Origin of the sequence: Fictibacillus phosphorivorans (genome assembly GCF_023715845.1) — a bacterium.
In the GTDB taxonomy this organism is placed as follows: domain Bacteria; phylum Bacillota; class Bacilli; order Bacillales; family Fictibacillaceae; genus Fictibacillus; species Fictibacillus phosphorivorans_D.
This window is the reverse complement of the sequence record NZ_JAMBOR010000002.1, coordinates 209,044-234,428: the sequence shown is the minus strand read 5'-3', so window position 1 is coordinate 234,428 and position 25,385 is coordinate 209,044. Positions and strand designations below refer to the sequence as shown.

The 25,385-nt window shown below is 39.4% G+C and carries 24 protein-coding genes; all 24 read left to right on the top strand.

Annotated features, from left to right (window positions below; genetic code table 11):
• Nucleotides 1-2 precede the first annotated feature (2 nt).
• The 24 genes from M3206_RS02770 (at nt 3) to M3206_RS02655 (ending at nt 25,353) form a co-directional block, all read left to right on the top strand.
• Complete coding sequence (locus M3206_RS02770) at nt 3-356, top strand: DUF3397 family protein (RefSeq protein ID WP_251310971.1); 354 nt, start codon at nt 3-5, stop codon at nt 354-356.
• A 103-nt stretch (nt 357-459) separates the two neighbouring features.
• Nucleotides 460-2,082 carry a bacillithiol biosynthesis cysteine-adding enzyme BshC gene (bshC, locus tag M3206_RS02765; RefSeq protein WP_251310970.1) on the top strand — a complete coding sequence of 541 codons (1,623 nt, stop codon included), beginning with the start codon at nt 460-462 and terminating at the stop codon, nt 2,080-2,082.
• A gap of 128 nt (nt 2,083-2,210) precedes the next feature.
• Entirely contained in the window at nt 2,211-2,642 is a 432-nt protein-coding gene (gene mraZ, locus M3206_RS02760) for a division/cell wall cluster transcriptional repressor MraZ (RefSeq protein WP_251310969.1), read from the top strand.
• 32 nt (nt 2,643-2,674) lie between these two features.
• The gene (gene rsmH / locus M3206_RS02755) at nt 2,675-3,607 is read left to right on the top strand and encodes a 16S rRNA (cytosine(1402)-N(4))-methyltransferase RsmH (protein WP_251310968.1); all 933 of its coding nucleotides are present in this window, start codon (nt 2,675-2,677) and stop codon (nt 3,605-3,607) included.
• Nucleotides 3,608-3,622: 15 nt separating this feature from the next.
• Nucleotides 3,623-3,988, top strand: a complete 366-nt coding sequence (ftsL, locus tag M3206_RS02750; RefSeq protein ID WP_251310966.1) for a cell division protein FtsL — start codon at nt 3,623-3,625, stop codon at nt 3,986-3,988.
• A gap of 15 nt (nt 3,989-4,003) precedes the next feature.
• The gene (locus M3206_RS02745; protein ID WP_251310965.1) at nt 4,004-6,244 is read left to right on the top strand and encodes a penicillin-binding protein; all 2,241 of its coding nucleotides are present in this window, start codon (nt 4,004-4,006) and stop codon (nt 6,242-6,244) included.
• Nucleotides 6,245-6,313: 69 nt separating this feature from the next.
• Nucleotides 6,314-8,248 (top strand): stage V sporulation protein D, encoded by a 1,935-nt coding sequence (locus M3206_RS02740; RefSeq protein WP_251310964.1) that lies wholly within the window; start codon nt 6,314-6,316, stop codon nt 8,246-8,248.
• A 201-nt stretch (nt 8,249-8,449) separates the two neighbouring features.
• Nucleotides 8,450-9,916 (top strand): UDP-N-acetylmuramoyl-L-alanyl-D-glutamate--2,6-diaminopimelate ligase, encoded by a 1,467-nt coding sequence (locus M3206_RS02735; RefSeq protein ID WP_251310963.1) that lies wholly within the window; start codon nt 8,450-8,452, stop codon nt 9,914-9,916.
• Nucleotides 9,913-11,295, top strand: coding sequence for a UDP-N-acetylmuramoyl-tripeptide--D-alanyl-D-alanine ligase (locus tag M3206_RS02730; RefSeq protein WP_251310962.1), 1,383 nt, complete (start codon nt 9,913-9,915; stop codon nt 11,293-11,295). Before M3206_RS02735 ends, M3206_RS02730 begins: the two co-directional genes overlap by 4 nt.
• A complete protein-coding gene (gene mraY / locus M3206_RS02725) occupies nt 11,292-12,266 on the top strand; it encodes a phospho-N-acetylmuramoyl-pentapeptide-transferase (RefSeq protein WP_251310961.1) in 975 nt (324 codons plus the stop codon). Before M3206_RS02730 ends, mraY begins: the two co-directional genes overlap by 4 nt.
• Nucleotides 12,267-13,619 (top strand): UDP-N-acetylmuramoyl-L-alanine--D-glutamate ligase, encoded by a 1,353-nt coding sequence (gene murD, locus M3206_RS02720; protein ID WP_251310960.1) that lies wholly within the window; start codon nt 12,267-12,269, stop codon nt 13,617-13,619.
• A 69-nt stretch (nt 13,620-13,688) separates the two neighbouring features.
• A complete protein-coding gene (gene spoVE / locus M3206_RS02715; RefSeq protein ID WP_425590699.1) occupies nt 13,689-14,756 on the top strand; it encodes a stage V sporulation protein E in 1,068 nt (355 codons plus the stop codon).
• A 279-nt stretch (nt 14,757-15,035) separates the two neighbouring features.
• A complete protein-coding gene (murB, locus tag M3206_RS02710; RefSeq protein WP_251310958.1) occupies nt 15,036-15,947 on the top strand; it encodes a UDP-N-acetylmuramate dehydrogenase in 912 nt (303 codons plus the stop codon).
• A gap of 243 nt (nt 15,948-16,190) precedes the next feature.
• Nucleotides 16,191-16,970, top strand: a complete 780-nt coding sequence (locus M3206_RS02705) for a cell division protein FtsQ/DivIB (RefSeq protein WP_251310957.1) — start codon at nt 16,191-16,193, stop codon at nt 16,968-16,970.
• The gene (locus M3206_RS02700) at nt 16,957-17,652 is read left to right on the top strand and encodes a DUF881 domain-containing protein (RefSeq protein ID WP_251310956.1); all 696 of its coding nucleotides are present in this window, start codon (nt 16,957-16,959) and stop codon (nt 17,650-17,652) included. The genes M3206_RS02705 and M3206_RS02700 overlap by 14 nt, the downstream gene beginning before the upstream one ends.
• A 5-nt stretch (nt 17,653-17,657) precedes the next feature.
• Complete coding sequence (locus M3206_RS02695; protein ID WP_251310955.1) at nt 17,658-18,365, top strand: DUF881 domain-containing protein; 708 nt, start codon at nt 17,658-17,660, stop codon at nt 18,363-18,365.
• Nucleotide 18,366: 1 nt separating this feature from the next.
• The gene (locus tag M3206_RS02690; RefSeq protein ID WP_251310954.1) at nt 18,367-18,720 is read left to right on the top strand and encodes a small basic family protein; all 354 of its coding nucleotides are present in this window, start codon (nt 18,367-18,369) and stop codon (nt 18,718-18,720) included.
• Nucleotides 18,721-18,862: 142 nt separating this feature from the next.
• A complete protein-coding gene (ftsA, locus tag M3206_RS02685; RefSeq protein ID WP_251310953.1) occupies nt 18,863-20,143 on the top strand; it encodes a cell division protein FtsA in 1,281 nt (426 codons plus the stop codon).
• Between the two features lie 31 nt (nt 20,144-20,174).
• Nucleotides 20,175-21,368, top strand: a complete 1,194-nt coding sequence (gene ftsZ / locus M3206_RS02680; protein ID WP_251310952.1) for a cell division protein FtsZ — start codon at nt 20,175-20,177, stop codon at nt 21,366-21,368.
• A 690-nt stretch (nt 21,369-22,058) separates the two neighbouring features.
• On the top strand, nt 22,059-22,196 hold the full coding sequence (locus M3206_RS02675; protein ID WP_251310951.1) for a hypothetical protein: 138 nt from the start codon (nt 22,059-22,061) through the stop codon (nt 22,194-22,196).
• Nucleotides 22,197-22,393: 197 nt separating this feature from the next.
• Entirely contained in the window at nt 22,394-23,323 is a 930-nt protein-coding gene (gene spoIIGA / locus M3206_RS02670) for a sigma-E processing peptidase SpoIIGA (RefSeq protein WP_251310950.1), read from the top strand.
• A gap of 31 nt (nt 23,324-23,354) precedes the next feature.
• Complete coding sequence (gene sigE, locus M3206_RS02665) at nt 23,355-24,074, top strand: RNA polymerase sporulation sigma factor SigE (RefSeq protein ID WP_251311042.1); 720 nt, start codon at nt 23,355-23,357, stop codon at nt 24,072-24,074.
• 121 nt (nt 24,075-24,195) lie between these two features.
• Complete coding sequence (gene sigG / locus M3206_RS02660) at nt 24,196-24,978, top strand: RNA polymerase sporulation sigma factor SigG (protein ID WP_251310949.1); 783 nt, start codon at nt 24,196-24,198, stop codon at nt 24,976-24,978.
• A gap of 90 nt (nt 24,979-25,068) precedes the next feature.
• Complete coding sequence (locus M3206_RS02655) at nt 25,069-25,353, top strand: YlmC/YmxH family sporulation protein (RefSeq protein WP_066240570.1); 285 nt, start codon at nt 25,069-25,071, stop codon at nt 25,351-25,353.
• Nucleotides 25,354-25,385: the final 32 nt, after the last annotated feature.

Here is a 25,385-nt window from a genome sequence, read left to right as displayed (position 1 = left end):
GGTTGTCTAGTGTTATTGGTTCGGTTATGGCTACATGCATAACAGGACCATATCTTGTTCTATTTTTTGTTAATAAGAGTATCTATCAAATAACTAAGAAAAAAGCATTTAAAGTTAGTAGCGATATCACAACTTTTTTCTTATTCCTCTCTATAGAAAGAATGACAGTTGTAATTTGGGGTCAATCTTATTATTGGGTTTTAATTTTGTTGTTTGTAACGGGAAGTGTCGTTTTTTCGTTACTGAGCTGGAAGAATGATCTGCACTTAGCGCTTTTGAAGATCTTCAGACTGAACTGGCGATTGCAGTTCTTAATCTTTCATTCGGCTATTTTTCTTTACTTACATATGGAATAATAAAAAGCATTCTTGAGGCTTAGAGCATATCTTTTATAACCTTTGCCGTTTCTTTGCTATACTCGTTAAGGATGTAATTGATATGCAGAAAGGAAGTACATAAATGAGACTGGAGGAAATTAAACTTCAGACATCTCCATTTCTAGAGAAGTACGTTAATGGAGATGAAGATGCTGTCGGTTTTTTTGATTATAAAGAGCCCTTTAACAGAAGTGCACTTTCAATGAGACAGCAGGAGTTAAAGCAATATACTTTTCCAAGAAATGACCTGACTGAATACTTGGATTCATATAACCATAGAATTGGTACTTCTGATCAAACACGGAATAATATTGATAAATTAAAAAACAGTGATGGGCTAGCCGTTGTGGGAGGTCAGCAAGCGGGTCTTCTTTCCGGACCGCTGCTCGTTATCTATAAATGCATCAGCACCATTCAATTAGCCAAACAGGCAGAAAGAGAGCTGGGTGTTCCTGTAGCTCCTGTTTTCTGGATTGCAGGTGAAGATCATGATATGGATGAGATTAATCATGTTAGGGTACCGAAGAATGATACGGCTAAGAAAATTTCATTAAAAGCTGCGACATCTGTAAAATCATCGGCTTCACTCTGGGAATGGAATCCAGATGATGTCAAGCCTTGGCTTCATTATGTTTTTCGTTCGTTCGGAGAAACTGCTTTTACAAATGATTTCCTTGCACAAACGGAACGTCTTCTTTACGAATCAGACTCGATCGTGACCTTTTTTGCAAAACTTCTTTCGAATTGGTTTTCGAAAGAAGGGCTAATTTTATTGGATGCCGGAGATCCTGCATTCAAAAAGCTTCAATCGAAGTTCCTTGAACGGATGATTCGCAACAATGTTAATATCGATCACGCATTTAAAACACAAACAAAGAATTTGAATGAAGCAGGATTTACTGATCCGATTGAGGTTCAAGAAAATAATGCTCACCTCTTTTATACTAAAAATGGGGAGCGTATTCTGCTTTTTCGAAATGGGAATGGGTTCACATCTAAAGAAGAGGACTTTAGCATTTCTGAAGAAGAACTGTTGCGGGAAGCGAAACGTTCTCCGGAAAAATTCAGCAACAATGTAGTGACTCGGCCATTAATGCAGGAGTTCTTGCTGCCGACATTATCCTTTATAGCAGGACCTGGAGAGATTTCTTATTGGGCTTCGCTAGGGAAGATATTCCATCATTTTGAACGAAAAATGCCTGTGTTGATGCCAAGACTCTCAATCACTCTCGTTTCAGGAAGAATTAATAGCCTTCTATCTTCTAAAGAGCTTAAAGTGGAACAAGTGTTAGAAGAAGGGACAGATAAATACAAAAGAAATTGGTTCAATGTGAACAGACCGGTTGAAACAAATGATTCAATAGAGGCTGTAAGATCTGATATCGTCAAATCCTATTCACAGCTTGTAAAACTTGCTGAAGAAATAGATCCTAAACTGCTTCCTGTCACAGAACAAAACTTAAATCGCATTCTATCTGAAGTTAGTTATATTGAACATAAGATGGAACAGCGCGTTAGACAAAAAGTAAAGGTTCCACTGGCTGAATTTGATGAGATTATGCTGGAGTTAAAGCCCGGTGGTGTGTTGCAAGAAAGAGTATGGAACGTGTATCAATATTTGAACGAAGAAGGCTCAGATCTAATAAAAGACCTACTAGAATACCCTTATTGTTTCAATGAAAAACATAAAATTGTTTACTTATAAAATATAAAAAAATATTACGAAAAAATCCTGTTAGACAGCAGGATTTTTTTTTTTGTAAACGAATAATACTTGTAGTGGTGAAAAGTGGAGCGTTGTGGTAGATTTAGGGGAGAAAGTGGGGTGATCATATGTTCATGGGAGAGTATCAACACAGCATTGATGAAAAAGGACGTATGATCATCCCCTCCAAGTTTCGAGAAGAACTTGGCACAGAGTTTATTTTGACTCGCGGATTGGATCAATGTGTATTCGGCTATCCTTTAAGTGAATGGAAGGTTATTGAGGAAAAATTAAAAGCCCTACCGTTTACTAAAAAAGATGCACGGGCATTTACCCGTTTTTTCTTTTCTGGAGCAGCTGAATGTCAGCTGGATAAACAAGGAAGAGTGAACATTGCATCTCCGCTCAGAGACTATGCAAAACTAGAAAAGGATTGCGTCGTGATAGGTGTGTCGAATAGAATTGAGATTTGGAGCAAATCCGTTTGGGAAGAATATTTCTCAAAATCTGAAGACTCTTTTGGAGAAATTGCAGAGAGTCTCATGGACTTTGATCTATAACCCTTAAGTTTACAGCAGAAAGGAATTTTCCATTGTTTGACCATATAACCGTTTTAAAACAAGAATCAGTAGATGCATTAAGCATTAAACCAGATGGAATTTATGTTGATTGTACGTTGGGAGGGGCAGGCCATAGTGCACTTATTCTGTCCCAACTAGAAACAGGGCATTTATATGCTTTTGATCAAGATGACAAAGCGATTGAAAATGCACGACAGGTGTTGAAGGAATACGAAGGAAAGTTCACGATCGTACGAAGCAATTTTCGCTACATAAAAGAAGAACTGAACCGCATTGGCGTACATGGAGTAGATGGGATTCTGTTCGATCTTGGAGTCTCATCGCCTCAGCTTGATGAAGCCGAAAGAGGATTCAGTTATCAGCATGATTCTGAATTAGATATGAGAATGGATCAGTCTAGTGAACTTACAGCGAAACAAATTGTAAATGAATGGTCTTTCCACGAGTTGATGAAAATTATTTCTCGATATGGCGAAGAAAAGTTCGCTAAGCAGATTGCCCGAAAAATTGAAGCAGCTAGAGAGAAAAAAGAAATTCAAACAACCGGTGAACTTGTCGAAATAATAAAGGACGCGATCCCTGCACCTGCTAGAAGGACAGGTGGTCATCCTGCAAAAAGGACATTTCAAGCCATTCGCATTGCCGTTAATGATGAACTGAACGCCTTTGAAGATGCACTCAAAGACTCCATTGAACTGTTAAACGTTGGTGGACGTATTGCGGTCATTACATTTCATTCACTTGAAGATCGTGCTTGTAAAAATATATTGAAACAAGCAAGTACAGGTCCGGAACTCCCTCCAGGGCTCCCTGTCATACCAGATGAATACATGCCAACACTGAAGCTGATCACACGCAAACCAATAGTGCCAACAGAAAATGAGCTTGAAGAGAACAGAAGATCTCGATCGGCGAAACTGAGAATTGCCGAGAAACAGAAATAGAGAGGAGAGATTGTATTGAGTAATTTAGCTTACCAAGTTCAAAAACAACAAATACAAACACAAAAACAGCCGCAAAAAAATCCTAGACCGGTCGAACAACCCTCACGAAAGCTTTTTACAAAAGGTGAAGTGATGCTTTGGGGAATGATGGGAGTGGTTCTGATAGCGGGTCTTGTATGGCTAATTTCACTATACGCATCTGTCTATCAGACTTCAGCAAAGGTTGAAACCATCCAGAGAGATATAGCTGCTGAAACAAAGATCGTAGAAGATTATCACCTACAAGTAACAGAATTAAGTGATCCTAATCGCATTATGAAAATTGCCAAAGAACAAGGATTTATTTTTGATGATAAAAACGTAAAAGTTGTTCAGGACTAAAAAGCAGGTGCTGTTATGAAACTTAAGAGAAAAAATGTGGGAGCAGGTATTCTTATGGTTTTGTTTACCGTGCTCTTTTTTGTATTAACAAGTAAGTTCTTTTTCGTTGCCTATTCTCAATCCGCAGAAGGTGTAGATTTAATTGAATATGGTAAGAGAAAATGGATGAAGAGTGATGTTCTAGATGCGAAGCGTGGAACGATGTTTGACAGGAATGGTGAAGTAATCGCACAAGACATTCCTTCTTATAGTGTTATCGCAATTCTTGACAAGAATTATCCGAATCATATTAAGGAACCCGAGGAAGCAGCAAAAAAGCTCGCAAAGATCCTAGATACAGATGAGGATAAGCTAGAAGAACTTCTTAGCAAGGACGGCAGGTTCCAAGTAGAGATTCCTGCAGGAAGAAAAATATCTTACCGGAAAAAAGAACAGATCGAAAAGTTGAAGATTGCTGGGATTGATTTTCTTCGAGAATCAAGGCGCTATTACCCTAATCAGACATTTGCATCTCATGTCATCGGGTACACAAGGAATGGAGAAAAAGGTGTACAAGCTGGTCTCATGGGTCTAGAGAAACAGTTGAATAAGTTTTTGCAGGAAAAGGACGGAAAGGTAACATTTCTTGGAGATGCATTCAGCCGTGCGATTCCAGCAAATAAAGAGACGGTTGAAAAGCCTATACACGGCAAGGATGTTTATCTGACACTCGATGAAAAAATACAGCTCTATCTGGATGAAGCTGTTCAAGAAGCTGCAAAGGAATATGAACCAGAAAAGATTATTGGAATCGTAGCAGATCCTAAGACTGGCAGAATATTAGGAATGACTAATTATCCATCATTCAATCCGAATGAAAAGAAAATTGATAATTATACCAACTTTGCTATTTCGGATGCGTTTGAACCTGGTTCGACCATGAAGATATTCACGCTTGCAGCAGCCATTGAAGAAGGCAAGTATAATGGGAACGAATCCTTCCAATCTGGATCGTATAAAATTCCAGGAAACAGACCGATCAGTGATCATAACCGAAAAGGCTGGGGAACGATCACATATAATGAAGGGGTGCAAAATTCTTCTAACGTAGCCTTCTCAAAAATTGTCCGGGAAAAGTTAGGCTACGAGAAGTTTAGAAGCTACATTTCAAAATTTGGTCTGGATCAAAAAACGAATATTGACCTGCCTAACGAGAAAACGGGTTCAATTCTATATAACTATGAGATCGAGAAAGTAACCACTGCGTTTGGTCAAGGTTCGACGGTCACACCGATTCAACAGATTCAAGCCGCTACCGCTATCGCAAATGGCGGGAAAATGATGCAGCCGTATGTTGTTGATAAGATCTTAGATCCTGAGACGAAAAAAACGATTAAGGAGAATAAGCCTAAAGCCAAAGGCCGGCCAATATCTGAAGAAACTTCTAAGCAAGTAAGAGATATTTTAGAGACGGTAGTTACAGAAGGAACAGGAAAACCGTATATGATCGACGGATATAGTGTAGCGGGCAAGACAGGTACTGCCCAAATTCCTGGGAAAGATGGCAGATATATTTCAGGATGGGGAGAAAACATTTTTTCATTCATCGGAATGGCGCCAAAAGATGATCCGAAACTGCTAGTCTACGTGGCTGTTGAACGACCCAATGTTGAATTTCCAGAAATGGGTTCCACACCAACAGCGAATATTTTTACGAGCGTCATGAAGAGCAGCCTTCAATATTTAAATATCCAGCCGGAAGCTGAAGAAAAGCAGAAGAAATCAAAAGTAAAAAAATCTTACGGTAAAGAATTGGATAATTACACGGGTCAATCTGCTAAGGAAACTAAATCACAACTTGAAAAGTTAGGGATGAAAGTATCTGTTATAGGTTCTGGCGATGAGGTGATCAAGCAAGAGCCATACGAAGGAGCCTACGTCATTAAAGGTGAGCGTGTCATCCTGCGAACATCAGGAGATGCCAAAATGCCAGATCTAACAAACTGGTCCTATATGGAAATACTTAGACTTAGTAAACTATTAGAACTAAAAGAAACCATCACAGGCTCGGGATTTGCTGTTAAACAAAACGTTAAGGTAGGAAATCCAGTAAAACGAGGGGATTACTTAGTGGTTCAGCTTGAATCGCCTAAGGAAACAAAGCCTGCAGCTGAAGAAGAAAATAGTGAAGAACTTGAAGAAAATAATGAAGGAACAAATCCGAATGATGAGCAATCGGAACAAAGCAGTGAAGAAGAAACCATCGTAACGGACTAAGTGTATTTGTTCTATGCGCTTGTGTACAAGCATATATTTGAAACGAACCATACAGAGGGGGTATTGTATGTGCGAGTTTCAAATGTGACAGTACGCAGGCGCTTAATTTTTGTTCTTGTATTTGGACTAGCATTCTTTTTTGTAATTTCGGTCCGTCTCGGATATGTACAGTTTGTTCTAGGGGATATGCTGACAGATCAAGCGCTGGATTCTTGGAGCCGGAATATTCCTTTTGAACCCAAAAGAGGTAAAATTATTGACAGAAACGACGTAGTACTCGCAACAAATATTAGTGCACCAACCGTTTTTGTCGTTCCAAGACAGGTGAAGGAACCGGAAGAAACAGCAGAAAAATTAGCGGCCGTCCTGAATATATCAAAAACAGAAGTTTATAAGAAGATTACGAAAAAAGAATCGATTGTAAGAATTGATAACGGTGGCAGAAAGATCAGCAACAATAAAGCAAAAGAAGTAGAAGCATTAAATTTATCAGGCGTGTTTGTTGCTGAAGACAGCAAGCGTCATTATCCCTTTGGTTCATACCTTTCTCATGTACTGGGTTTTGCAGGTATCGATAATCAGGGATTAACAGGTCTGGAACTGTATTATGACGATCAATTAAACGGTAAAAAAGGACATGTTTCCTTTTTCTCTGATGCTCGCGGCAGGAGAATGCCTTCATTATCCGATAAGTATGAAAAGCCTAAAGATGGTTATGATCTGCGCCTGACTACTGATTCAAGAGTACAGACGATCATTGAGAGGGAATTGGATATCGCGCAAGCCACATACAATGCAGATGGAGCAATTGCTATCGCTATGAATCCCAACACGGGTGAAATATTAGGTATGAGTTCAAGACCTGATTTTGACCCCGAAGAATATAAACGTGTAGCACCTGAAGTGTATAACCGAAACTTGCCTGTTTGGGCACAGTATGAACCTGGTTCCACTTTTAAGATTATTACATTGGCAGCTGCTCTGGAAGAAGAAAAAGTAGATCTTGAGAAGGACCACTTTCATGATCCGGGATCGATTGAAGTTGCAGGACGAAAGCTGAAGTGCTGGAAAGCGGGGGGTCATGGCAGCCAAAGCTTCTTAGAAGGTGTTCAAAACTCATGTAACCCTGGTTTTGTTATTTTAGGACAGCGATTAGGTAAAGAGAAGCTGTTCTCGTATATAAAAGACTTTGGATTTGGTGAAAAAACAGGGGTCGACCTCGCTGGTGAAGGAAAGGGAATCCTGTTTCCTCTAGATCGAGTAGGTCCGCTCGAACTAGCAACTACTGCTTTCGGCCAAGGGGTTTCCGTGACACCCATCCAACAAGTTGCAGCCGTTTCTGCGGCCGTAAATGGGGGGTACTTGTACGAACCATATATAGCTAAAGAGCTAGTAGATCCTGTAACGGGCAAAGTAGTGAGTAAGCAAACTCCGAAGCTTAAAAGAAAAGTTATATCCGAAGAGACTTCCAAAAAAGTTAGACACGCTTTAGAAAGTGTTGTCGCTCAAGGAACAGGGAAAAATGCATTTGTAGATGGTTATCGTGTAGGCGGTAAAACAGGTACTGCACAAAAAGCAGAAGGCGGCGTCTATTTAAAGAATAACCATATCGTATCTTTTATTGGAATGGCCCCTGCGAACAAACCTGAAATTGTCGTCTACGTCGCGATTGATAATCCAAAAGAAACCTTGCAGTTCGGGGGAATTGTAGCAGCTCCAATTGTAGGTAATATTATTGAAGACAGTCTTTCGGCAATGGGTGTGGCGAAGCAAAAAGGCCAGATTGAAAAAGAAAAAACCTGGCTGGATGCTCCTGAGGTGGTCGTGCCCAACCTAGTAGGAAAGAAAACAAAAGACCTGACAAATCTGTTATACAATTTAAAAATTGAAACATCTGGAAAAGGGAACTACATCGTTCAGCAAGCTCCTCAAGCAGGAGTGAAGCTTCAAGCAGGAAAAACGATTCGTTTATTTTTGGGTGACAAAAAAGATGTAGAAGATTAAAATGGAAGATGTACACATAGCCAAGCGCGTAATCTTGCCTTGGCTTATTTTTCTTAAAAAGCAGGTTTTTATCAATAGTACTCTTTTTACAATGTTTGCATGGAGTGAGAGATGCGAGACTCCTGGGCTTATGTTCCAGTCGAGACTCAGCTGTAAAAACCTTAAATTACTTTTTATCGATTAGAGGAGAGATCAGGATTAATGGAATTAAAAGAACTGCTTACATATTTAGTGAACTATGAAATGGATATAGAAGCCAATCCTGAAATTACCTCTGTTGAAATGGACTCGAGGAAAGCGGGGAAAGGCTGTCTGTTTGTTTGTATTGAAGGACTGATTTTTGACGGCCATGATTTTGCTGAGACAGCTGCAAAGAATGGGGCAGCCGCCATTTTAGCTGAGAAAGATATCGATGTTAATATTCCTGTTATAAAAGTTAAGAACTCTAAAAAGACGCTGGCTGTTTTGGCAGATGCCTTTTATGGACACCCTTCACAAAAGTTGCACTTAATCGGAATTACAGGAACAAATGGCAAGACTACAACATCTCATCTGATTGAAAAAGTTTTTCGTGACGCAGGCAGAAGTACTGGAATGATCGGTACGATTGAAATGAAGATTAAAGATCAAAGTTTTAAAGTTGCAAATACTACACCTGATTCACTATTTCTTCAAAATGCTTTCTATAGAATGAATCAGGAAAAAGTAGATGCGGCAGTCATGGAAGTTTCCTCACATGCTCTTGATCAGGGACGTGTATGGGGTTGTGATTTTGATATTGCGGTCTTTACAAATCTTACACAGGATCACTTGGACTACCATAAAAACATGGAAGAGTATCAGTTTGCTAAAAGTCTTTTGTTCTCTCAAATGGGCAATACTTATCATAAAACAGATCGAAAGGTAGCGGTCCTCAACAGCGATGATCCAGCTTCTAAATTATTTGAGAGAGTGACATCTGCGCAAGTGATTTCTTATGGGATCGACAGTGATAGTGATGTTAGGGCTTCAAACATAACGATCGGTTCAAACGGAACTTCCTTTACTTTAACTACTCCAAGAGGTACTAGAGACGTAACACTAAAATTGATTGGGAAATTTTCCGTTTATAACGTACTTGCCGCTATTACAGCTTGCTTATTATCCGGTTTAGAACTTGATCAGATCGTATCATCACTTGAAGAAGTTAAGGGGGTTTCCGGAAGATTCGAACCCGTTATAGAAGGTCAAGATTTTACAGTGATCGTTGACTATGCCCATACACCTGATAGTTTAGAAAATGTTCTAAGAACGATCAAAGAATTTGCGAAAGGAAATATCACCGCCATCGTGGGCTGCGGGGGCGACCGGGATAAAACAAAGCGTCCTTTGATGGCTGGGATTGCTGCGGACTTAGCGGACTCAGCTATTTTCACAAGTGATAATCCAAGAACGGAAGATCCTCTACAAATTTTAAAAGATATGGAAGAGGGAGCAGACAAAGGAACTTATGTGACCATTCCGGACAGAAAAAAAGCGATCGAATATGCGATTGAACGCGCAAATACAAATGATGTTATACTTATTGCCGGTAAAGGCCATGAGACGTATCAAATAATTGGAAAAGACGTGTTCGATTTCGATGATCGAATTGTTGCACGTGAAGCAATTAAGGCGGTGAAGAAATGAAGCTGGATTTTAAGGAACTGGTCGCATTAGCAGACCGCGCATCCGGTAAAATAGAAAACGTAGTACTTGAAGGTGTTTCAAAAGATACACGACAGAAATCCGAGAACGCTCTTTACCTGCCTATAGCAGGAGAGCGTTTTGATGGACATGATTTTTTAATGGATGCCATTAAACAGGGATGCATCGCTACAGTATGGGAAGAAGGAAAAGAACTTCCTTCAGGTCTTCCAGAGGAGTTCCCTGTCCTTTATACAAAAGATACAGTAGCGTACTTGCAAAAAATAGCTAAGCATTTCCTAAAGAAAGTGAATCCTGTTGTAGTTGCTGTAACAGGTAGCAATGGAAAAACGACTACAAAAGACATGATCGAAAGTGTGTCTTCAACGAATTTCAAGACCTTTAAGACACAAGGCAACTACAACAATCATATTGGGCTTCCTTTAACGATCCTCGCTATGGATGAAACGACAGAGGTTTTGATTCTTGAAATGGGAATGAGCAACTTTAATGAGATTTCCCTTTTAAGTAAAATGGCGGAACCAGATGCTGCAGTTATTACAAACATTGGTGAGAGTCATCTTGAACAGCTTGGCAGTCGAGAAGGGATTGCAAAAGCAAAACTGGAAATCGCAGATGGGTTAAAGCAAGGCGGTCTCTTAATCATAGATGGAGATGAACCGCTTCTTTCACATGTAAAGGGTGAGAATGTACTTCAAGTCGGTTTTGGAGATTCTTGCACACTTAAGTTATCCAACTTGCACACTGATGCTCAAGGAGTATCTTTTACTTTGGAAGAGGGAACAACTGAATACCGAATCCCTATGCTTGGGCGTCATAATATTAAAAATGCAGCATATGCGATTGCGATTGGGCATTATTTAAATATAGAAGAAAACAAAATTCAAGAAGGTCTTGAGAACTTAAAAGTTACGTCCATGAGATTAGAGTTGAAAAAGGGCCGAAAGGGTACGCTTTTGATTAACGATGCGTATAATGCTAGTCCTACAAGTATGATCGCAGCACTTACAACTCTAGCCGAATTAACTGATATCCCTAATAAGGTAGCTGTACTTGGAGATATGTATGAGCTTGGTTCTACTGAAGAGGAAATGCATAGAAGAGTAGCCCATTATGTAGGACCTACGATTAATCATGTGATTACCATTGGAGAAAAAGGCGCATGGATCGCAGACGAGTTAAAGAAAAGAAAACGGGAAGACCTTGAAGTGATTCAATGTCTGACAAAAGAAGAAGCGCAGGAACCGATTGAAAAGCTTCTATCGAAAGACACTGCTATTCTTTTTAAAGCATCAAGAGGGATGGTTTTAGAAAAACTAATCTCTACATTTACAGAGGAAGAACAGGAGTCGAAAAAATGATTGAGCAAGTCTTACTTTTTACATTAGTTGCATCCTTCTTAATAGCAGTTTTAAGCTCACCTTTTTTTATCCCTTTTTTAAGAAGGCTAAAATTCGGACAGAGCATTCGTGATGAAGGACCCAAATCTCATCAGAAGAAACAAGGAACACCTACAATGGGTGGAATTGTTATCGTGTTAGCTTTAATTATTGCCACATATGCGATGACAGCAAAGTTTTTCACGATTACAACTGAAACACACCTTCTTCTTCTTGTTACATTTGGTTATGCACTTATAGGATTTTTAGATGATTTTATAAAAGTTGTAAAGAAAAGAAATTTAGGATTGACGTCTAAACAGAAGCTAATCGGACAGCTTATCATAGCTGCACTTTTCTATTTAGGATTAAGATTAATTGACTTTTCCACTAAAGTCGAAGTTCCTGGAACAGATATTGCGTTTGACTTAGGCTGGTTTTATCCGATCTTTGTCCTATTCATGCTGATTGGAGCATCTAATGCAGTAAATCTTACTGACGGCCTTGATGGTCTGCTTGCTGGAACAGCTGCTATCGCATTTGGAGCCTTTGCCGTATTGGCTTCAACGATGCTTCAATTTGAAGCAGCTATCTTCTGTGTGGCAGTCGTAGGAGCAGTTCTAGGGTTCTTGGTGTTTAATGCGCATCCCGCAAAAGTGTTCATGGGCGATACAGGTTCACTAGCACTTGGTGGTGCAATAAGCGCAGTCGCAATTTTAACGAAGATGGAAATCTTACTTGTGATCATTGGTGGAGTTTTTGTTATTGAAACACTCTCTGTGATGATTCAAGTTACGTCTTATAAACTTACCGGAAGACGTGTATTTAAAATGAGCCCGCTTCACCATCATTATGAACTATCCGGCTGGAGTGAATGGCGCATCGTTGTTACCTTCTGGCTTGTAGGACTTGTTTTTGCAGCATTGGGAATTTATTTAGAGGTGTGGGTTTAAATGAAGAATAAAGAGTTTTTTAAAGGTAAAAACATTTTAATCGTTGGTTTGGCGAAAAGCGGTTTTGCTGCAGCAAAACTGCTTCATTCTTTTGGAGCACTTGTTGCAGTAAATGACAGACAGCCAAGAGAAGGGAACAGAGAAGCTGAAAGGCTTGAAGAGATTGGGATTTCAGTAGTATGCGGTGGACATCCCTTAAGCTTGCTTGATGGTGATATCGATTTTGTAGTAAAGAATCCAGGAATTCCTTACGAGAACCCTTTAATTGCCGAAGCAATAAAACGCAAAATTCCTGTTTATACAGAAGTTGAGATCGCTGGTCTTATTTCCGAAGCATCTATTATTGCTATAACCGGCTCTAATGGAAAAACAACAACGACTACACTTATTGGTGAGATGTTAAAGAACAGTGAAAAAAAACCAGTAGTAGCAGGGAATATCGGTACTGTATTTTCTGAGGTTGCAGCTAAATCAACTGTTGAAGAAATCCTTGTAGCCGAACTATCAAGTTTTCAGTTGATGGGGACAGAACAATTCAAACCCCAGATCTCTGTCTTTTTAAATTTATTTGAAGCACATCTCGATTATCATGGTTCTTTAGATGAATACGGTAAAGCAAAAGCGAAGATCACTGAAAATCAAAATGAGAGCGATTTTGTTGTCTATAATGCAGATGATGAACGTGTATCAGAGCTCATGAAAGATTCAAATGCTCAGCACATCCCTTTCTCGGTGAAAAAGCAGTTCAAAAACGGAGCATATATGCAAGATGATGCTTTGTATTTTCAAGATAAAAAGATTATTGAACGAAAAGATATCGTGTTGCCTGGTGAACATAACCTATCAAATATCATGGCAGCCGTTGCAGCATCGATGCTGGCAGGTGCAACGATCGAACAAATCGTAAACGTGTTAACCACCTTTGCCGGAGTAGATCACCGTCTTCAATATGTAGGCCAGGTGGAAGGAAGACGTTTTTATAATGACTCAAAAGCTACGAATATCTTAGCTACCAAAGCTGCTCTTTCAGCTTTTGAAAAAGATGTAATCCTTTTAGCAGGTGGTCTTGACAGAGGAAATCCATTCGATGACCTTATTCCAGCATTACAAAATGTAAAAGTCCTTGTTACATTCGGCCAAACAGCTGAAAAAATGGCGGATGCGGGACGAAAAGCAGGAATAGAAACGATAAAACGTGCTGATAATGTGGAAGAAGCTGTTCCCGTGGCGTACAGCCATTCAAAAGTCGGTGACGTTATCTTGCTTTCACCTGCTTGTGCAAGCTGGGATCAATATAAGACTTTTGAACAAAGAGGGGACATGTTTATCAACTCCGTGCATAAACTTAAATAAGGTTTGTACAAAAACTAAGAGTTGAGGTGTTTCCCTTTGCCTGCAACGAGATCAACCCCTGATATAATCATGATTGTAGTTACACTTGTTCTGTTATCCGTAGGGATTATTATGGTCTATAGCGCTAGCGCGGACTTAGGACAGTATAAGATGGATGATTCATTCTTTTTTGTGAAACGGCAGATGTTATTTGCTGGAGTAGGAATTGCAGCGATGTTTTTTATTATGAACGTAAACTATATGACATGGAGAGCCTGGTCAAAAATTCTGCTTATCATTTGTTTCTTTCTACTGGTTGCTGTATTAATTCCTGGTGTAGGGATGGTTCGCGGTGGTGCAAGAAGCTGGATTGGTGTAGGAGCTTTTTCTATTCAGCCTTCTGAGTTTATGAAATTAGCTATGATCGTCTTTTTAGCAAAATATTTATCAGAACACCAAAAGAAGATTACTTCTCTTAAAAAGGGTTTGCTTCCTACACTGTCATTAGTGATGGTTGCATTCGGAATGATCATGCTTCAGCCTGATCTTGGTACAGGAGCAGTTATGGTTGGAACGAGTATAGTTATGCTTTTTGTTGCTGGTGCAAGAATCTCGCATTTCGTTGGAATGGGAGTCCTCGGTTTAATCGGCTTAGCAGGATTGATTATTTCAGCTCCATATCGTATTAAACGAATTACATCGTTTTTAGATCCTTGGAGTGATCCGTTGGGCAGTGGATTTCAGATCATACAATCCTTGTATGCTCTGGGTCCAGGTGGCTTGTTAGGACTCGGTCTAGGGCAGAGCCGGCAAAAGTTCGGTTACCTGCCAGAACCGCAAACCGATTTTATATTCGCGATAATATCAGAAGAGCTTGGGTTTATTGGTGCGGTATTCGTTTTGATTTTGTTTAGTCTGCTCTTGTGGAGAGGGATTAGAATAGCCCTAGGAGCACCGGACCTTTTCGCATCATTCTTAGCAATCGGAATCATCGGTATGGTCGCTATTCAAGTAATGATCAATATTGGCGTAGTAACAGGACTTATGCCGGTTACGGGGATTACCCTTCCGTTTCTAAGCTATGGAGGTTCTTCTCTTACATTGATGCTCGCTTCGATCGGCGTAATATTAAACATTAGCCGCTACGCGCGGTATTAATACTTGAGTTTCATAGGGAATTCTCTTATTCTAAACATAGTGAAGATTCAATGGCTACCCTGTCGCATTTGACAGGGTATCTTCTTTTTTAAAGTTGTTTTTTTATGCTTCTCTAACAAGACTATACTAAAAAGGTTATTTCTTAAGACCTAATAGCAATAAACATACTTGTTCTTTCGAATACTTCTTTGTTGATGTTTATTAAACGTTTAAACTTGGAAAAGAATAATGCATAACATATAAATAGAGTTATGTGTGATGAATGTAGGGGGTTTTATAATGTTAAACCAATTAGCAGATACGTTAAAGAATGAAGATTTAGGTACCGTGGTATTAAATGAACCGTTAAAGAATCACACCACATTAAAAATCGGCGGTCCAGCCGATCTATATTTTGAGCCGAAGGATATCGACTCGCTTAAAAAAGCGGTTGTTTACTTAAAAGAAGCAAATGTTCCAATCCGTGCAATCGGCAGAGGTTCTAACCTTCTCGTAGCAGACGGCGGTATCGCTGGTGCAGTTATCAAAGTAGGGGAGGGGCTGAACCATTTAAAACAAGAGGGTAACAAAATTACCGTTGGCGGAGGGTATTCATTAATTCCGCTTGCAACCTTAATGTCACGAGAAGCATTTACAGGCTTAGAATTTGCGGCAGGAATCCCTGGTTCTGTAGGCGGGGCTGTATTTATGAATGCAGGAGCACATGGTTCCGATATGTCTCAAATCGTTGAGAAAGCACTTATTCTTTTCCCAGACGGTGAACTGAAGTGGCTGTCGAATGAAGAACTTGAGTTTTCTTACCGTACTTCTGTGCTTCAAAAAACAGGAGGCATCTGTGTAGAAGCTGTTTTAGTATTACAAAAAGGCGATAAAGAAACCATTATGGCAGAACTTAAGAAAAATAAAGACTATAGAAGAAATACACAACCATGGAATTTCCCTTGCTGTGGAAGTGTTTTTCGTAACCCGTTACCTAACTACGCTGGTCAGCTGATCGAATCATCTGGCCTTAAAGGAAAACAAATCGGCGGAGCTCAAATTTCAGAAACGCATGCTAATTTCATCGTAAACACGGGGGATGCTAAGGCACAAGATGTTTTAGATCTTATTGCTTTTATCCAAAAGACCATTAAAGAAAAGCATGGTATCGACATTGAAACTGAAGTTGAAATTATCGGTCGAAGTGAATAACAAAAAAATGGATAAATAGTGCTAAATTGGGACTTATCCGTGCTATAATACAAAGAACAAGAGAAAAATGACCAACGACGTTGTAAAGCGAAGAATCAGTTTCGTATAATCCTGATAAATCGGCTGCTTTCATGAAGCCTTAATATGTAGGGCTTGGCGTCTCTAGCCAAGTTCTTTTATTTGATTAAGCTATTGGGCATTTTAATTTTTTTCTTGTACTATATGATAAAACGGAGGAAGAGGATGGACAAGGTTAAGGTTGTCAAGATAGAGGACCGAATCCCTAAGCTAAAAGAACATCGCAAACAAAAAGCGAATCGCCGCCTGATATATTACTTGTCCTTTTTCTTCCTGTTATTAGTGGTCGTGGTATATTTTCAATCTGATTTGAGCCATGTAAAAAAAATAACGGTTTCAGGGAACTACTTTGTAACGGATGATGAGATTTTAGATCAGGGTCAAGTTTCTACACAGACAAAGTACTTAAATATATCAGAGGAAAACATACAAAAAAGGCTCGAATCGATTTCCGAGATAAGCTCTGTTTCCATTGAAAAGAAATTCTTTAATCATGTTGTAATTAACGTTAAAGAATATCAAAGGGTTGGTTATTTTAAAAAAGACGATACATATTATCCGATGCTTCAAAATGGAAAGATGCTTGAACCTCTCAAAAAAAATGAGAGACCAGTAAATGCTCCAGTCATTATTAGCTGGGAAGATCCTGAACAACTCGAAACGATGGCACAGGAACTTCAAAAGCTGCCAGAGGGAATCATTCACCGTATTTCAGAAATTACTCATACACCCGAGTCGGACAACCCTAGTAAACTAACATTATTCATGACAGATGGAAATAAGGTAGTTACTTCAATACCGAAGTTTTCTGAAAGACTTTCTGATTATCCAACTTTGATAAGTGAAATTAAGGAAGATGAAAAAGGTACATTTTATTTAGGTATTAGTACGCGATTTGAACGATACAACCGAGAAGTCACGGAGGAGAAAAATGAGGAAAATTAAAGGGATGCATCTCTTTTTATCTCTTATTCTTCTAGTTACCGGTTTCATTTTATCCTTTTCCTACCAAAGAGCTCAAGAAGAGCAAAAGGAAGCCGTCAAAACGAACGAGTGGAGAAAAGAAGATTCTTTGCGCAGTCAAATATTGAGTCTTCAAAAAACAAACCGAGAGCTGGCTACAGATCTTAAAGGATTGCAGCAGAGCGTAGAAATGAAAGAAAACAAACTGGCTGACCAGGAAGAAATATCTTCTAAACTCGTAGAAGAATTGAAAGATTTGCGAATGGTAGTAGGGAATGTGAAAGTGAAAGGGGAGGGGGTTGAAGTGACTCTTCAAGACTCCTCTTATATTCCAGAAGGTGAGAACCCCAACAATTATATTGTCCATGAAGAACATATTAGAAGTGTTATAGATGAACTTCATGTATCAGGGGCAGAAGCAATCGCAATAAACGGTCAGAGGATTTCACATGATACCTATATCGCTTGCGTCGGACCAGTCATAAGTGTTGATGGGAATCAATATCCAGCACCATTCGTTATTACAGCCATTGGTAACTCATCCGCTCTGGTTAAATCTCTAAATCTATATATTATAGATAAAATTGTAAATGATGGTGTAGAAGTAAGGGTTGAACAGGAAAGCATGATCGAGATGGAGCCATTTATAACAGAAGAGGGATGAGTAAGTTGAAAGATAAACCATTTATGTTTGCAACTATTGCCCTCATTTTAGGCGGAATGCTGGCGATCCAATTTGAGACCACCAATAATCCCATCATCAGAGATACTCGAGATTTATGGGAACTTAGAGCCGACCTTGAAAAAGAAAAACAGCGTCAGCAAGAGCTGAATGAGGAACTTCAGCGTTATAGCGAACTTTTAAACAAGTATAAAACTGAAGGAAAAGACGAAAAAATCGAAGCGATGGAGAAAGCTTTGACAGATTTAAAAAAACAAGCAGGATTAACTTCAGTGAGCGGTCAAGGAATCGTGATGACTATCGAACCTTTTAATGACGGGCTAATTGGGGTAGATCGCCCTCAGCCGAAGATTGACCCTGATATGCTTAGAAGACTTGTAAATGAATTAAATAGATATGACGCGAAAGAGATCAGTATCGATGGGCAGCGCATTATATCGAAAACACCGATCCGGGAAGTAAATGGAAACATTTATATAAACAACGAGCCGATTTCAACTTTTCCAATAGAAATCAGGGTACTGGCAAAGAACCATGAAAAATTGCATCAAAAAATTATTGCATCGCCTGCGGTTGAGGAGTTCATAAGGGAAGACTTTCTTGTGGAATCAACTCCATCACATAAGGTGATATTGCCAGCTTATGATAAAGAAATAAAGGTGAAGTTTATGAAACCGGCAAAGGAGGAAACATAAGATGTGGTTACCGGTACTTGGGCTTTTAATAGGTCTATTATTAGGTTTCATGTCTGATATCCGGGTCCCTCCTGAATACTCAAACTATTTATCAATAGCTGTATTGGCTGCACTGGATACATTGTTTGGAGGTATCCGTGCTCATCTCCAAGGCAGTTTTGAAGATAAAGTGTTCATTACAGGTTTTTTCTTCAATATTTTACTGGCTGCTGGTTTAGCATATCTAGGTGTTCACCTAGGTATCGACCTATATTTAGCTGCAATTTTTGCATTTGGGGTAAGGCTGTTTAACAATATTGCCGTTATCAGGCGACTATTGATCTCTAAATGGTCTGACTCACGTAAAAAGGCCTAAAAAATTTGAAAAAACGGTAAAAAAAAAGAGGGATAACCCTTTGTTTGTGGAATGTATTCCATAAATAAGCGGAAATGAAGGAATTTTGTTCATCTTTCATAGATGAAGATTTAATGGATGAAAGGTTAGGAGGTGCCACAGAATGAACAGCAATGAAATTTATGTAAGTTTAGACATCGGTACATCCAATATTAAAGTGATCATTGGAGAAATGACCAGTGAATCCTTTAATGTTATTGGTGTTGGCCATGCAAAATCAGCTGGAATCCGAAAAGGTTCCATTGTAGATATTGATGAAACTGTTCGTTCCATAAAGAAAGCCGTTGAACAGGCAGAAAGAATGTTAGGAATCCCGATTAATGCCGTTATCGTAGGTGTAAAAGGAAACCATATTCAACTTCAACCTTGTCATGGAGTTGTAGCTGTATCAAGAGAAGATCGTGAAATTGGCGATGAGGATATTGCTAGAGTCATAGAGGCAGCTCAGGTCATATCAGTGCCTCCAGAAAGAGAAATCATCGATGTTATTCCACAACAGTTCATTGTTGATGGTACAGATGAAATCATTGATCCAAGAGGAATGCTTGGGGTACGATTGGAAATGGAAGGAACGGTTATAACCGGTTCTAAAACCATCTTACATAACTTACTTCGATGTGTAGAACGAGCAGGTCTTACAGTTGCTGATATTTGTTTAGAACCATTAGCTACTTCATCAATCGCTCTTTCTCGTGATGAAATGGAGCTTGGCGTAGCACTGATAGATATCGGCGGTGGTTCTACTACGCTTTCCGTTTTCGAACAGGGGACGATGCAATTAACGACAGTTTTACCGATTGGCGGAGACTTTATTACAAAGGATATATCAATCGGTCTAAGAACCTCTGCAGAAGATGCTGAACAAATCAAATTAAAACACGGGCATTCTTTTGTCGATTATGCTTCCAAAGATGAAACATTCACTGTGTCTCAGATCGGCTCTTCTCAAGAACAGGAAATTTCACAATATGAGCTTTCATTAATCATCGAGGCACGTATGGCCGAAATCTTTGAAATGATTGATGATGAATTGCATCAGCGCGGATATTCTGAACTACCGGGTGGTTTCGTCATCACTGGTGGGGTAGCAGCTATTCCAGGAGTATTGGAATTAGCTCAAGACATATTTCAACAGAATGTAAGGGTCTCATTACCTGATTATATTGGAGTAAGAGAACCGAAGTTCACAGCTGGGGTAGGGCTGATCCAATTTACTCACAAAAATGTTAAAGTACAAGGAAAAGAAGTTGCTTCCGCATTAGCCGAAGATGCAGAGGAGCCTTTGCCAAAGAAAAAACAGTCCAGCCAGAAGCCGGCACAAGAGAAACAATCCGGCGGAATGAAATCAAAAGTGAAAGACTGGTTTGGTTTATTTTTCGAATAACTTAAGGAACTAGTCATTAGGAGGAACGCTCATGTTAGAGTTTGATATGAATATGGATCAATTGGCAACGATTAAAGTTATAGGTGTTGGCGGCGGCGGAAGCAATGCTGTTAACCGAATGATTGAACATGGGGTACAAGGTGTAGAATTTATTTGTGTGAACACTGATGCACAAGCCTTGAACCTTTCAAAAGCACCGGTAAAAATGCAGATTGGCACGAAGCTAACAAGAGGTCTTGGAGCAGGTGCAAATCCTGATATCGGTAAAAAAGCTGCAGAAGAAAGCCGCGAACAGATTGAAGAAGCTCTAGCTGGGGCCGACATGGTATTCGTCACAGCGGGAATGGGTGGAGGAACTGGAACTGGTGCAGCTCCAGTCGTGGCTGAAATCGCAAAGGATCTTGGCGCACTTACTGTAGGTGTAGTTACAAGACCTTTCACTTTTGAAGGCCGCAAACGTTCTACACAGGCAGTTGGTGGAATTTCTGTATTAAAAGAAAAAGTGGATACACTCATCGTCATTCCAAACGATCGTCTACTAGAAATCGTTGATAAAAATACACCAATGCTTGAAGCATTCCGTGAAGCGGATAATGTACTTCGTCAAGGTGTACAAGGTATTTCTGACCTGATCGCTGTACCAGGTTTGATTAACTTGGACTTTGCAGACGTTAAGACGATCATGACAGAACGCGGATCTGCCTTAATGGGTATCGGTGTGGGTACTGGTGAAAACCGTGCTGCAGAAGCTGCTAAAAAGGCGATTTCTTCACCACTTCTTGAAACGTCTATCGACGGAGCAAAAGGTGTCTTGATGAATATTACGGGTGGAGCTAACTTAAGTCTTTATGAAGTAAACGAAGCGGCTGATATCGTTTCATCAGCATCTGATCCGGAAGTAAATATGATCTTCGGTTCTGTAATCAACGAAGAATTAAAAGATGAAATTCTTGTTACTGTTATTGCTACTGGTTTTGATGAGACTGAAAAGCTTGGGAATAATCAGCAAAGAGCTGAACGTCCAAGAATGCAGCAATCACCTGCATCTTCTACTCAATCTTATTCCAATCAAAGCCAGCCGCAATCACAAAGTCAGTCTCAGTCTCAATCACGTGAGGAAAGCCAGTCTGAATCTAGAAGCAACAATTCTTATTCCAATGCGGATTCAGATACTTTGGATATCCCTACGTTCTTGCGTAACCGCAGCCGTAACAGAAGAAGATAAGTTAACATTTGAAAGCATGTTCTCTTTTATAGAGAGCATGCTTTTTTTGTTGATTATTTGTTAGGCTTTTTCAGAGTAGTATTTGTAAGGAGTTGATTTCCGCTCCAGGTTGCTCGCTTTCCACGGGGCGAACGGTGAGCCTCCTGCCGCTACGCGCCTATAGAAGTCTCCACCTGCCCGCTCGTCCCGTAGGACAAGGAAGGCTCCGGCAGCGAAACATCGCACGAAGAAAATGCGATTTTCCATTTTCGAGGAGTCGGCAACCTTACGCTTCAATCAACTTACAAGGGAGGAAAAGAAAATCATCAATAATTATTCTGTTAGATCAAGGTCGTTCTGTGAGTCATTGATTTCCGATCAAATCAACTTGCATAGGAGAAAATACATTAAAAACGATCTGTTAGAGCAAGGTTGTTTACTGCTCCCCTTCAAAAGAAATTTCACTAAACAAAACTTCCTCCTAAGGATCATCTCACTATCAACTGTTGAACTGAAGAAACTCTTCTTTGCTTGTTAATCGGAGAGGAAGGACAAGACTCCTGCAGGATGAGTGAGACAGGTGATATCGTTCAATGGCGCGAAGCGACGAACGGGCTCACCACGCATCCTGCGGAAAGGGAGTCCCGGATCGGAGAGTAACCTCTTTCAAGAGCATCTAAGATTTGCTCCTAAGAGAAATCGGAAAAATTCTTGAATGATTGGTTAATCGGAGAGGAAGGACGAGACTCCTGCAGGATGAGTGAGACAGGTGAGATCGTTCAATGGCGCGAAGCGACGAGCGGGCTCACCGCGCACCCTGCGGAAAGGGAGTCCTGGATCGGAGAGTAACCTCTTTCAAACTGCGAGAAATTTTAAGATTTTTCTCTCCTTTTTTGTCATAATCTTGTCCCAAAAACGTATATCTAGCATATACGTTTTTTTGACAAAAAAAGAGAAAATAAGAACAATACTTCTCTCAAAAACTGACAGACTTTCAAACAACCTATACGTTATACTAATTTCAAAATTAGGAAAGGAGAAAACCAATGACCCTTTACTTGGATGTCATTTGGTTTCTTAATTTCTGCATTGATTATGTATTGATCTCGTTAACAGCTTATATTTTAAAGCGCAATGCATCGAAAAAGAGAATCCTTCTTGCTTCACTCCTTGCATCCAGTTATGTCCTATTAATGGTTTATCCAGAATTAATGGTTTATCCAGAATTAATGGTTTTCTCACAGCCTATTGTGAAATTTATCTGGTCGATAGCCATTATGCTTGCGGCTTTTGGTTTTAAGCGTATACGTTTTGTGGTAAAAAATGTAGCCATGTTTTATTTTGTTTCTTTTATAACGGGTGGCGGGATATTTGCACTTCATTATTTTATGCAGAGTGATGCTGTAATTATGAATGGTGTAATTACTACAAAGAGTACAGGAATGGGTGATCCGGTAAGTTGGTTATTTGTAGCTGCAGGGGTACCTGCTTTATGGTATTTTTCAAAGAAACGAGTGGATGACATTACTGTGGAAAAAATGGATTCCAACAGTCTTGTCAAAGTGAAAATCTCCATAGGAGAAGTCATTATTCAGGCAAATGGACTTATTGATACAGGTAATAAATTATACGATCCCATTTCAAAAATGCCCGTTATGGTGTTAGACATGAATATCCACAGTTCGAATTTTCCAGAAGCCATCCAAGCTGCAGCAAAAGATGTCATGTCGATTGGTACTGAAGAGAATGAGCATCCGTGGATCAACAGATTGAGAATTGTCCCATATCGTTCTGTAGGTCATCAGCAATTTCTTGCGTGCTTAAAGCCAGATCGTATTGAAATCGAGAAGGAGGATCTTATAGCTTGTTCTCCACCTGCTTTAGTTGGCTTAAGCTGGACGACATTATCAAGTGAAGGGCAGTTCGATGCGATCGTGCATCCCAAAATGTATCTTCAACATGTACAAGCGTCATAGAAATACACAATGTGAAAGGGGAGTAAAAATGATCAGCAAATTGCGACTTAGATTAACAATGGTTTGGTATAAGTTATTATTTAAACTTGGTTTAAAATCTGATGAAATTTATTACATTGGCGGCAATGAAGCGCTGCCTCCCCCATTAAGCAAAGAAGAAGAAGCGGTTTTGCTCGAAAAACTTCCGTCTGGTGATAAGGCTGCTAAATCTCTGCTGATCGAGCGGAATTTACGTCTTGTTGTCTATATTGCCAGAAAGTTTGAAAATACAGGAATCAATATTGAGGACTTAATCAGTATAGGAACAATCGGCTTAATAAAAGCTGTTAATACATTTAATCCCGAAAAAAAGATCAAGCTCGCCACCTATGCGTCGAGATGTATAGAGAATGAAATTTTGATGTACTTAAGACGAAATAACAAAACACGTTCGGAAGTATCTTTTGATGAACCATTAAATGTGGATTGGGATGGAAATGAACTGCTGCTGTCAGATGTTCTTGGGACTGAAGACGATATCATTACAAAAAGAATAGAAGCAAATGTTGACCGAAAACTTTTGCTTAAAGCTCTATTTACGTTGAATGACAGAGAGAAACAGATCATGGAATTACGGTTCGGTCTCTCTGGAGGAGAAGAAAAAACACAAAAAGATGTGGCAGATATGCTGGGTATTTCTCAATCCTATATTTCAAGACTTGAGAAGCGAATTATTAAAAGACTTCAAAAAGAATTTAATAAGATGGTCTAGGCATTATTTTATATAGGGTATTGAATCATTAAGGGTTTAAATCACTATTTACAATTGCATAAATTTCCCTCCATTCGGTGATACTTAATTTGAAATTAGCTCCCGGCAGGAGGGAAAAGACTTGACAAGAAATAAAGTTGAAATTTGCGGAGTTGACACATCAAAGCTTCCTGTTTTAAAAAACCCAGAGATGCGTATCTTGTTTGATAAAATGCATAAGGGTGATCCCGATGCACGAGAAACTCTAGTGAATGGAAACCTCAGACTTGTACTGAGTGTGATTCAACGTTTTAACAATCGAGGCGAGCATGTTGATGATTTATTTCAAGTAGGGTGTATCGGACTCATGAAATCCATTGATAATTTTGACCTTAGTCAAAATGTAAAGTTTTCTACCTATGCGGTACCAATGATTATAGGTGAGATTCGCCGATATCTTCGGGACAATAATCCGATACGTGTTTCCAGAAGCCTAAGAGATATTGCTTATAAAGCTTTGCAAGTTCGTGACCAGCTTATGAATAAATTATCCCGGGAGCCGACCGCGCAGCAGATTGCAGAAGCATTAGATGTACCAAAAGAAGAAGTTGTTTTTGCACTTGATGCCATACAAGATCCTGTTTCATTGTTTGAACCAATCTATAATGATGGTGGCGATCCGATCTTTGTAATGGATCAAATTAGTGATGACAAAGCGAAAGACATGCAATGGATTGAAGAAATCGCTTTAAAAGAAGGAATGAGACGTCTAAATGACAGAGAGAAAATGATATTAACGATGCGATTCTTTCAAGGAAAGACACAGATGGAAGTGGCCGATGAAATTGGTATCTCACAAGCCCAAGTGTCAAGACTTGAGAAAGCGGCGATTTCACAGATGAACAAAAATATACAGAGCAGTTAAAACCCGTAGATTTGCGGGTTTTTTTTATTGACGGTGAACATGAAACTGCTTGTTCCCTCATATAATGAAAACAGAAAGGCGGGTTGTGACATGAACAAAATATCAGACTTTCAAGTTAAAGACGTTGTTAACGTAGCAAACGGAAAAAAACTTGGCCATATTGCTGATCTTGAAATCAATTTAAATACAGGAAAGATTGATGCGATCATTATTCCCGGTGCAGGAAAAATGCTTGGCTTTTTTGCAAGAGAGAATGATATTGTTATTCCATGGCGCAACATTGTAAAAATTGGTGCAGACGTCATACTCGTCCGGCATATGGAAGCAAGTGAACTAAATGAATATGTAAAAGAGCCGTTTGATCAAATGAAATAAACGGTTCTTTTTTTCTTTTTTCCTCAAAAAAT